Here is an 11,546-nt window from a genome sequence, read left to right on the forward strand (position 1 = left end):
TTATCTGATGTGTTCCATCTTACAGCCAAATAGCCTGAATTTCTGTATTTGTATCAAGCCGTCCTTATACATATCGCCTATCAAATTGGCATTCTCGAAAGTGACAGTTTTAGTTTCAACATCATATTCTCCGCGATATACGTCAGAAGTACTTCCGTCCAAAGCCAGTCTCCTGAAACGAATAGTATACGGGCCATAAGAAGCGACATCTTCACCCGGCACAATGGACAGGTAGGTTTTCTGCGCCTCCGAATCATATTCATAATGCAACCGCCAACTAAATTCCCATTCAATATCATTATCCGGATCAAATCCATTCTTATTCGAGCAGACTAGATAGTGCTCGTATGCCTCCGTACCTTCTTCCGCTGTATTTACTCTAACGGAGAATCCCACTGGCACATTGGAAACATTGGTGGCAGAAGCCGTTCCGGTAAATACCCAAGTTCCTGAAAGCGTTTCATAAAAACTGGAATCATTGTCTTTGATAGTCACCGTCAGTCGCTTGTTCTCACCAATAGACGCCCCTTTCACATCGGCAATTTCAACATCAAAAGAACGGTCGTCATTAACAAGCTTGTCATCAACGGTCTTAAACTCAAAATTCATTGTTTCCTGCCCGGCAGGAATAAGTAACGTTTTGGTTGTGACAATATAGTTTTCATCCTCTTTGGCGTTATGATCTTTTAATTCGAACGTCACACGAATAGTTCCGGTATGTTCGCCCGTCACAACAACAGGCACAGTACACAAACCGGCAGATTCTTTCACCGTCATTGCAGTTTCCTGCAAGTTTACCGTAGCCGCTCCGGAATTAAACTGTTCCTCATCGTCCGAACAGGCGGCGATCAGAACGGCACATAGAAAAAGGGTGTATATTTTCAGATAGTTCATTTTACTCAAGTGTTTGATAATTTACGTTATTCATTGATTAATATCCCGGATTCTGCTGACCTGCCAATTGAGGGTTGGCATCCATTTCTGTTTTAGGAATAGGCCAAAGCATCCGCTGGTCATCCACAGGTTTATCCAGTCCGTCAGTACTTGCTTGTCCCGGGAAAAGCACCAGTCCTTTGCTTTGCGGTTTTCCACGCTTCACACCTTTCCCCCAACGTTTCAAGTCCATCAACCGGTATCCCTCACCTACAAGCTCCCGTTCCCGTTCGTTCATGATTTCATTTAATAAAGCTTCCTGATCGTAGGTTGCATCAGTCCATCCCTCGATTCGCGCTTTTTTTAATGCATTCAAAGCGTCATTACCCTTTTTCACAGCAGCTGCCGTTCCAATCTTTGCATTAGCTTCAGTGGCAATCAGATACATTTCAGCAATTCGGAATGGTTTCGGCTGATTCAAATAGCGTGTTTCGCTTCCTAATGCATTGTAATATTCATTGCCCGGATATTTATTAAAGAAATAGATATCCGCCGCATTACCTGACGATACGGTTAAGTGGTATTTCCCGAAATAAGTCTTTAGCCGGATATCTTTTTCATTGTATAGGTCAATCAGTGTTTGTGTAGGAATATAATCCTTCTTTGTAGTCGGATAACCGATAAAAATAGTCCCCAGAGGTACACCGGCATCGTCGGCACTAGTCATGGCAATCTGCCAGATGGTTTCCGTTCCCTTGTCATTCTTCCATACGCTTTCAAAATCTGTTGCTGTGTTCGATAATGGATATCTGTTCGAATTAACTAGGTCACCTGCATATTTGGCTGCATTTTCATAGTCGTCCATTTGCAGGGCAACACGCGCTTTCAAAGCAGTCACTACATCTACCGTGATATAATTCCCACAATTCTTGGGAGCCGTGTTGACTGTCACGTATGCACCATTAATATACCTGTCATAATCAGCAATGCCATTTTTTGCAGTCTCGATACGTTCTTCGGCTTCTTCGAGGTCCTCCAATATCTGTTTGTAAGTATCTTCCAATGAAGATCGTCCCGGATATTGGGTAGCAGAAAGTTTAGGCTCATATTTTACCTGAAGCGGCAGTCCCGGAGTACTTGCTGCGGTAGCTACATCGTAATCGCGGCAAAATAAAGTAGCTAGATAAAAGTAGCAGTATGCTCTTGTAAAATACGCTTCCCCCTCATACACATTAATCTGTTGTCTCTGGGTTTCAGTCAATTCGATTTCCGGATTCTCATCGATCTTACCTACCCCGTCAATAAAGAAGTTGACACGTCCAATAGCGGCATAGTAGTTCGACCAGATTGTTTCTACGGTAGAGTTGGTGCTCTCGAAAGTCCAACGGTGCAACTCACCATATTTATTAGAGAAATCCGCCACTGCATTAAAGGCATCTGCCTGAACTTCCGGAGCTAATACATAGCTTCCTCCTGTCAGTCCTAAATATACGGAATATATACCGGCACGTGCTTCTTCAAAACCGACTATGGTCGTTAACGCTTCTTCTGTAGGAACAGCATCGTATGGCATTTTATCCATATCACAAGAAGTCACCCCAAGTGTCAGTATAGTCAATGCTATCATAGATATTTTCTTCATATTCACCATTCTTTATGTTTTTAGAAAGTTAGTTCGACTCCGAAAGAATATTGTTTCGTATTGGGATAGTTACCCAATTGGATATTACTGTCTACTTCCGGGTCATATCCTTTATATTTAGTCACTGTGAGTAAATTACGTCCTACAAAGTAGATTCTGGCGTTACTGATTACTCCTGTTTTCTGAATCAGTTTGGCCGGAAGGGTGTACCCGACAGTCAGGTTTTTCATACGCATAAATGAAGCATTTTCCAGTAAATGCGTATCAAACTGCATCGGGGAGTCGGGAGTGGCAATTCTGGTTATATCTCCCGGCTTCTGCCACATGGTAAGCATTTCTACAGTTTGATTGTCCGAACCTGCAAAAGTGGGATTCTCTGTAAAAAAGCGCTCATTATTCAACATATACTGGCCTAGCATAAAAGAGAAGTCGGCACTAACAGAAATCCCTTTCCATCCGAACTGGGTGCCAAAGCCACCGGACCATGGTGCATAGCGTTGTTTGCCGACAAAAACTGCATCTTCTTCGGAGTAACTCTTCGTCAGATTTCCATTTTTGTCGTACCACATATTATATCCGTCACGCGGATCGACTCCTGCCCATTTCACATAGTAATATTCTCCCCAAGGTTTGCCGACCTTCATTTTTAAACCAGTATCGGGCAAGGTATATTCATCCAATCCGTTAAACAGTTTAGTTATTTCATTCTTATTATAATTCAGGTTTCCGGAGACACTCCATGAGAAATCTCTCGTTTTCAGAATATCCACTCCCAGAGTAATATCGAAACCACGATTACGCATACTTGCTACATTTTCCACACTACTACCATGTCCGGTAGTGTATGACAATGGATAACCCATCAACATATCGTCCGTCTGACGGTTATAAAATTCCAGTTCTACAGAAAAACGGTCAAACACTCTTGTACTGATGCCTACATTCAGTGTTTTCATGCTTTCCCATGTCAGGTTATCATTTCCGACGGTAGAAGGAGCAATACCCGGTTGTCCGTTATACAGCAAACCGGAGCCGACCAATGCCAACGCATTATAGGCGCTGATACCGGAATTACCAGTTGTTCCATAGCTCACTTTCAACTGTAAACTGTTCAACCATGAAACGTTCTGCAGGAAATTCTCTTTTCTCATATCCCACATGGCTCCCAAAGAATAAAAGTTTGCCCACTGGTTGTTTTTGGCAAACAGAGAAGAACCGTCCCGCCGTGCTGCCAAATCGACATAATAGCGATCAGCGAAACTATAACTGATTGTGCCGAAATAAGAATTGAAAACCTTGTCATACATCGAATGTATCGGCACTTCTGACTCTGCTCCAGCTGCCATCAGCATCATTCGTGAATCTACCATTTTTTTAGAAGTTGCCGAGAAATTCTCATTCTTTGTGATAATGGACTCCTGACCGGCCAACACGGTAAAAAGATGCTTGTCTGACAGACTGAACTTATATTCCGCCGTATTGGTGAAAGTAAATGAATAATAACGTTCGAAAGACTCGGACGCCACCCCTGCCCCTTCAAAGGGGCCTTCCGGATAGGCTTTATGGGAGTTACGATAATCAAAGGCATCTACTGCCTGCGAGGTACGTATATTCAATCCTTTTATTGGGTTTATATTAAAGAAGGTATTGCCATTGATACGTACCGTACTCCGGTCATTCGGTTGAAGTTCTGCCAAGTAATACGGATTATAATATCCCATATCGTCAAAATAGTCCAATCGTTTTCCATATCCTGTAAAGTTACCTTCTTCGTCTGTCAATATCTCGTTTATTGTTTGGTCAGGACGATAAATACGGGCAGCATACGCTTTATTATAAACGCTATTAGCTTCCGTTCCGAAAGTTGTCGTGTTATATTTCTGATAGGAAAGGTTCACGTTAATCCCGGCTTTCAGCCAGTCGGTCACCTTTACTTCCACATTACTGCGCAAAGTCTCACGGCGCAATGAGGAATCATCCATAATTCCCTCTGTATCATAATGTCCAAATGAAATATAATAGTTGATACCTTCGGAACCACCGACCACATTTACATCATATTGTTGTGTAGGAGCTGCATCTCCGAAGAAGACATCCGCCCAATCTGTAGATATACCATTATCTATATAGAACTTTTTCCGTTTTTGAAATGTAGTATCGTATGCTTTTCCCGGATCCAGCATTTCCTGCAGGTTAAGCCATTGTTCGGTATTCATCATCTCTATGTTATCCCCAGTCATTCTCGACCAGCCATATTGCGCATTGATACTAACACGGGCTTTCTGTCCCATTTTTCCTTTCTTGCTAGTCATTATTACTACCCCGTTAGCAGCACGAGAACCATATATAGCTGTTGAGGAAGCATCTTTCAATACGGTCATGCTTTCGATGTCGTTCGGATTTAATGCTGTAAATGCTCCGGATGATATAGGTGAACCGTCGAGAATAAAGAGAGGTTCTGTATTTGAATTGATCGAGCTGACTCCACGCAATCGCATTACAACACTTCCACTTGGTTCTCCACTGGGAGTAAATACTTGTAAACCGGCAACTTGACCTTGTAATGCATCTCCGGCATTAGCAACCGGTCTATTGGCTATCTTGCTATTATTTACCGTTGTTACCGAACCGACTACAGACCCTAGTTTCTTTGCTGATCCGTAACCTACCACAACAACTTCATCCATCAGTTGTGTATCAGACTTTAAGATAACTCTAACAGTCGGTTGAACAGAAACCGACTCCGTTTTCATACCGATATAAGAGATTTGTAATATTTTTGCTGAATTTGGCACATTCAATAATGTGAAATGCCCGTCTATGTCTGTTATTGTACCTAAGTTAGTGCCTTTTACAACAATTGAAGCCCCTACAACAGGTTGTTTGTCATCATCGGAAATCACTGTCCCCGTGACTTTCTGCGTTTGAGCTGTTATCAGCCCGATACCTATAAAAAGGTATCCAAATAGCAGCGCTAATTTTTTCTTCATAAATCTCTTTTTAAATTATTAAATAGCCCTAAAACATTTAAACTCACTTTTTACACTTAGATAAGTTCTATCAGAACTTAATTATAATCCATTGTTTTTGTAGTGTTTTTACATCAAATATGTAATTCTGGAAAGAAATGTTGCTTGATTTTACTTTTTCAATCAATTTAGATGACTATTCCATAAAAAAAATATGTCTTTTCGTTGTTTTTTGCAAAAAGAATATATACTTTTGTTCCATTATATAATACCAAACCGGAACTGTTAATAAATACAATCCGAAAAAGAGATATAATTTGTATTTTAAGAACTATATATTTATTTTAATAAGAATAGAATATGAAAAAGCACTAAGTTCTGATAGAACTTAGTGCTTTTTCGTTTTAAGGAGCTATTATTAGCCATTTTACTTGGATTTCCTTCCTATTCTACTTTTCAGTTACATTATAATTATATTTTAAATCTCCCTTAAACATAAAATAAAATCAGAAATATAAAAGAGGCTCATTTAAACTATGTTAAATAGACTTCATCTAAAATTTCTTCATATATGACACTCTGTATATTTCTTTATATAGATAAAAACAAGTAAATATACAACAGTACTATTTATTTACATCAAAAACAAACAAGTTATTTTATGATTTCAAAATTTCGAGAAATTTATTCTAGCTTTATCTCTTGATTTTAAGGAGCACCTCGTTGCATTAAAACCAACGAGGTGTTTCTCGGTGTGCAACGGGTCGTTCCTTTAAAAGGAACGACCCGTTGGTTTAAAACCAAAACCCACTTATGTAACTATCTGAAAAGCAAAGCATTACAAAAGCGTCCTCCCGGCCTTTCTTTTTAAGTAAAATTTTCAACAAAAGAAAACGGATACCAATATCAAACACGGTACTCCACTGATAAATATTTTACAAATCAAATCTAAAAACAATGGTTACAGTTACTTTTCAGATCAAGCCCTATCTAGCGGCTTACATGTACATGCGCTACAAAAATCACCTCGACGTACCTCCAGACCGCTCTTCTTCCTCACTTTCCGCGATCCATCTTCTCGACACCCAGCCCATCTACCACTTTCTCCACCAGCTATCCATTCCCCACCCTCCCAACGCCTCATGGCACGAAACCGGAAATATTACCTTCACCCTCCCCCATCCCAGAAACGGTAAAAATCCAAATGTATATAATTATATAGGTCATAACAGTGCACTTATCATTGAAAAAGCAATGGAAGTAGAAATGAGGGCCGAACTTTATGAATTTCTACTGGAAAATAAATACTGCCACGGCATCATGTTCAAAAAATCAATGGAAACTTTTGTCGAACATTATAATATGGTAGGGTTAGTGGAAGAAGAAAGTTTAATGAGGGCGTTTCAGAGGTGGAGAAAGATGATGAAAGAGGAGAAAAATAGGTGATTCTTTTATAGGTTCCATATAAAATGGATCGTTTTTTATTATTTTTGTGTGCAACAAAATGTCTAAACTATGGAATTGAATGAATTTTTAATCGAAATAGACAAGGTATGTCTTGTTGAGCAAGAACGGATGAAGCAGAAGCAACGAAACGGAGATTACTTCAATGTTTTCAACATGCTTGGACTATGGTCTGATGAGGTAAGATTACATTCCGCATTTCTTGCAGAGTTGTTAAATCCAAACGGAAGTCATGGACTGAAAGATGCTCTACTTAAAGAATTCCTTGCAGCTATTGGCTTAAACAAAGATTATATTTCCAACTGTAAAACCAATATAGTCGAACGATACATTGGTGAGCGAACAGAGTCCACTGGTGGGCGCATTGATATAATCTTAGAGGATGGAGAACATGCAGTAATCATTGAGAATAAGATATATGCTATTGATCAACACCATCAGTTACTGCGATACAACAACTATGGAAAGCAACACTTTCCAAAAGGGTTCAAACTGATTTATCTTACCCTTGATGGTCATGAGGCAAGCAAAGATTCATTGGGAGACGAAGAGATTGACTATCATTGTATCTCATACGATGAGCATATTCTCTATTGGTTGTCGCAGTGTGTTATGTTGGCATACGACAAACCGTTGGCAAGAGAGACTATTTCACAGTACATAACACTTATTAAACAAATAACCGGACAAGATATGAATAAAGATAGTAGTGATAAAATAGTAGATTTAGCCATCAATAATATAGAGGCTGTTGTGGCCTTGATGGATAACAGAGCTGAAATTAGCAATAGATTAAGGAATGAATTCGTATTTAAACCATTAGGTGAATTCGCATCCCAAATGGGCTTGTTTTTTGAAGTCAAAAAAGGGAATGAAGGTCCGGCTATATTATTCAAAAAACAAAATTGGTCTCATTATATAACTGTAACGAGAGATAATGGAAGAGATTCGGATTGGAAGAATCTTTATATTGGTGTCTCAAAATCTTATAAATCTGCTGGCGAAGATCGAACTTTGCCTCGTGTTCAACTATCATGTTTTTCTGGACCGGATTCAGCAAACAATGAATGGTGGCCTTATGGTTCTGAATGGCTTCCTTGTAAAGATTGGCACTCCACTAGTAGTTACTTACCCATGCAAACTGGTGAGGTCGCCAATTGGATTATCAACAAAGTTACGCAAATAATAGAAGAGATAGAATCCAGAGACTTGCCCATGTAGTAATTCAAAAAAATGGAAGATTGTATGAAAATTCCTGTAAAACAGACGATTATGAAAGTATACACTCACTTCTATCCAATATGATACGACGAACCATATTATACCTTAAAGACATAAAACAGAATAAGTATTATAATATACTTACTGTTATTGAGAATATTTTGGATGATATGCAGGATTACAATCCATCAATGTCAAGAAAATGTTTTCTCGATCGTGGTAGAGACGATGCTCCATTCCGTACCGGACTACTAATAGAGGATATTGATACCGACATTCTACCTCAAGCTCCTATGGATGAAATTACTATATATGGAATGCCTCTTTATTTTTTGAATGATTCTTTTATGCAATACCCCTCTGGTAATCCCCTAGGAAAGCTATTTCTAGAATTGGAGAAAAAAGAATTGATTACTTTACCAGATATATTACCTAAACGCAAATGTTCTTTCAGACTGAAAGGTTTCTTTGATCCTAATTCTCAAATGCTGAAGGAACTTCTTCAGTTGAAAGGTTTGCTCCCAAAACTCTCATATCTCACAAAGAAACATTTAGGATATGACATTATGGAATATACCAGCCATATCGGTAATGTATATATCCTACATAATAATGAGATATTTCGGAATATTGACTTTCGGGTATCCGAAAAACCAAATGGACTTCATATGCAAATGAAATTCAGGAAGCCATATGTAGATTCTTTAAAGGTAAGAATAACGCAGTATGATAATGAAAGTAACATTATAACTGAAACGGATACAGTTATTGATTGCAGATCAGCGAATATATTTATTCCGCTACCATTCTTCTCACTGCAAGTTGGCATAAAGATATTCAATAACGATGGTGAGCTAATTTGGATGAATAAACGTGTCTTTTTTTTAGGAAAAGAATTCAGTTATGAAACTTTTTCATCTAAAGAAATTGAATTGGAGAAAAGTGAATCAGATGGCAGCAAAAGAACTGTAACTGTAACAAAAATCGCCTTGAATGGTAAGAAAAGAAGGAAATCAAATAAAAAATTAAAGGATAACCTTGCTGATGATGAGTCGCGTTGTTTAGCTGAATTGAATGAAAAACACATGGAGTTTGTATTTTTTAGTGCAGATACTAATCAGAATAAAGAAAACAAAGAAAAGGCAAGAGAATATGTCATGCAACTACTCAACTCTGCAGAAAACGAATGTCTCATTTGTGATCCTTATTTCAAGAAAGAAGATTTCGAAAAGTACATATTCTTTATGGAAAAACTTGATGTTAAAGTGAGAATTATCAACAGTGAGAAACAGTTAGGTAATATAAGCGCACCAGATTCCGAAGACTATCTATTAAAATTGAACGATTGCATCAACTACTACAACAGAAAAGTAGGAAGAGAGGTAGCAGAATGTCGTTCGCTTACCAAGAATCTGTCTATTCACGATCGTTTTATTATCATTGATGATTGTGGCTAGCTTATTGGTTCTTCATTAAATGAGTTTGGCAACAGAGCATCTTCTATTTGCAAGATACCACAAGGTAGTTTAGAATATATGCGTAAGAACTTTGAAAGATGGTGGAATGACACAGAAAACTCGGAATCACTTGACGGCTATATCCAACGCAAAGTTAAGCTCAATGCAAGCCCGGAAGGGAAGCTATTAAAACATATTACTCATTTGACCAGAGTTTTGAACTCACTGAAATCTCAATTAGCAAAATAAAGACATTATGAATCTGGATATTGAAATTCCGAATAGAAACTTCCATGAATTATGTAATGTCATAAAATGGAAGGAAGCCCCACATACATATAATAAAGAAGAGTTGCAAGCAAAATCAATAGCAGATGCACTTTACAATAACATGACACTCGATCCTGACGATGTACTCAAACGTTCCCATTCTTGTGCTCATGGTAAAGAAGAAACGTTCAATTATCTATTATTAGGAAAAAGTGACGAAGAATTGCAAAACGATGTTTCACAAATTTATCATTGTCACTCCTGCTATATATTTTTACCTGGTGAATATTATATACTTTCTAACAGGTTACTACGAGAAGGCAATTATTTGCAATGGCTCACTCTACTACAAAACTTAAAACATTTATTTCTGCAATCGGCACTTATTATGGAACTTAAAGCAGAGCAACATTTTCTTGCAATACTCCATAATCTTGAAAAATACCATTTCGAATATCCTAAAACAATGGCTGCCTTGATAAGAGAATATTGGTTCGAATGGAGTCAACAAGTATCTGTAAACCTCCATTCTTATACACTGAATGAAGACAATGATTATTATAAGAGCTTTCTTCAAATTCAAAGACAAGGTGAACTCAAATACAATAATTGGAAGACTCATTTAAAAGTTCATGTAAAAGTGATATTTGAAAAACTACGAATATGTTTCACAGAGCAGGAACTAACCAGATGGGCAGCAACACTGAAACAAAGAGATGGCAGGAAAGATGTACATTCTGAAGCATATAATAAGTTGACTAAATTGATAAAGGATTATATTATTAATAAGTATAATGCAGCCTATTTGGATATAGATACGGGAGACTTTGACTACTTGATACTTGTGATAGATATACTCCTCAATGATGAAGAGCCCAATGTATCTAAGTTAGAATCGGCTATAAAGACTATCATTAATAATATAAAGAATAATACATATAAATGGTATCCAACATTGGATTCTAACAGTATTGCTAATCTCAATACAATGATCAATGCAATAACGCATATGGGAGATTCCGGCAAGTTACTATTAGAAAAGGAATCGAAATTATGCCATATTGTGTATGAGGGATGGAATGCGACGCCAGAGAATGATCTTTATGATAAGCTACAATCAGAATGTTTCATATTCTGCTGCCAACTACTGCTTATTAGTGCTTCTGAAGCTTTCAATGATGAAATAGAACGAGAGGTATTTTGGAAGAAAGTCACAGATAGTCTATTTCGCCAAATACATGTCTGCGATAATAAATATTTTATAGAACGGTATTACAAACATGTACTGATACTAGCTGCCCTTATCATCAATCAAAAATACAAGAAAGGAGAAATGGAATTCCTGAACAAAATAAAAATGGAAATCATTGATGAGAATATACAAAAAGAAATCATATCGCAAGTTTTGCATAAGAAATAGGATTTTCATTTTTTTCTCGTTTAAAAGAACATGTCACCACTTTGAAGGATTGCCCATAGGTATGAGTAAAGTTCACTTAATCGCACACAATTGTATTAGAAATTAACAGAGCTATATGTTCTTCTCTATCTAATATTTACAATGAATATAGTACATATTTTAGTGTAACCATTCTATTTTCCGCCTTGACATAAGTTGTTAGCCGCCATATCTTTGCGCCGTAACCTTTA

At 37.7% G+C, this 11,546-nt stretch carries 7 protein-coding genes; 4 read left to right on the forward strand and 3 right to left on the reverse strand.

The window, feature by feature from the left end; genetic code table 11:
- From KTR06_RS19700 to KTR06_RS19710, 3 genes are read right to left on the reverse strand one after another with little or no spacing between them, the layout of a single operon-like run.
- Positions 1–894, reverse strand: coding sequence for a Calx-beta domain-containing protein (locus KTR06_RS19700; RefSeq protein WP_151929238.1), 894 nt, complete (start codon positions 892–894; stop codon positions 1–3).
- 37 nt (positions 895–931) lie between these two features.
- Positions 932–2,515: a RagB/SusD family nutrient uptake outer membrane protein gene (locus KTR06_RS19705; protein WP_229077673.1), complete on the reverse strand. Its 1,584-nt coding sequence runs from the start codon at positions 2,513–2,515 to the stop codon at positions 932–934.
- 20 nt (positions 2,516–2,535) lie between these two features.
- Complete coding sequence (locus tag KTR06_RS19710) at positions 2,536–5,505, reverse strand: TonB-dependent receptor (protein WP_004313109.1); 2,970 nt, start codon at positions 5,503–5,505, stop codon at positions 2,536–2,538.
- Positions 5,506–6,441: 936 nt separating this feature from the next.
- On the opposite strand from KTR06_RS19710, the gene KTR06_RS19715 reads away from it, so the two are divergent.
- The 4 genes from KTR06_RS19715 to KTR06_RS19730 all read left to right on the forward strand — a co-directional run bounded on the left by KTR06_RS19715 (position 6,442) and on the right by KTR06_RS19730 (position 11,316).
- The gene (locus KTR06_RS19715; RefSeq protein WP_008775756.1) at positions 6,442–6,930 is read left to right on the forward strand and encodes a hypothetical protein; all 489 of its coding nucleotides are present in this window, start codon (positions 6,442–6,444) and stop codon (positions 6,928–6,930) included.
- Positions 6,931–6,999: 69 nt separating this feature from the next.
- The gene (locus KTR06_RS19720; protein WP_212135202.1) at positions 7,000–8,169 is read left to right on the forward strand and encodes a PD-(D/E)XK nuclease family protein; all 1,170 of its coding nucleotides are present in this window, start codon (positions 7,000–7,002) and stop codon (positions 8,167–8,169) included.
- A gap of 80 nt (positions 8,170–8,249) precedes the next feature.
- Complete coding sequence (locus KTR06_RS19725; protein ID WP_217290737.1) at positions 8,250–9,626, forward strand: VPA1262 family N-terminal domain-containing protein; 1,377 nt, start codon at positions 8,250–8,252, stop codon at positions 9,624–9,626.
- 256 nt (positions 9,627–9,882) lie between these two features.
- Positions 9,883–11,316, forward strand: a complete 1,434-nt coding sequence (locus tag KTR06_RS19730) for a hypothetical protein (protein WP_217290738.1) — start codon at positions 9,883–9,885, stop codon at positions 11,314–11,316.
- Positions 11,317–11,546 lie beyond the last annotated feature (230 nt).

Origin of the sequence: Bacteroides sp. MSK.20.12 (assembly GCF_019052435.1) — a bacterium.
GTDB classification, from domain to species: domain Bacteria; phylum Bacteroidota; class Bacteroidia; order Bacteroidales; family Bacteroidaceae; genus Bacteroides; species Bacteroides xylanisolvens.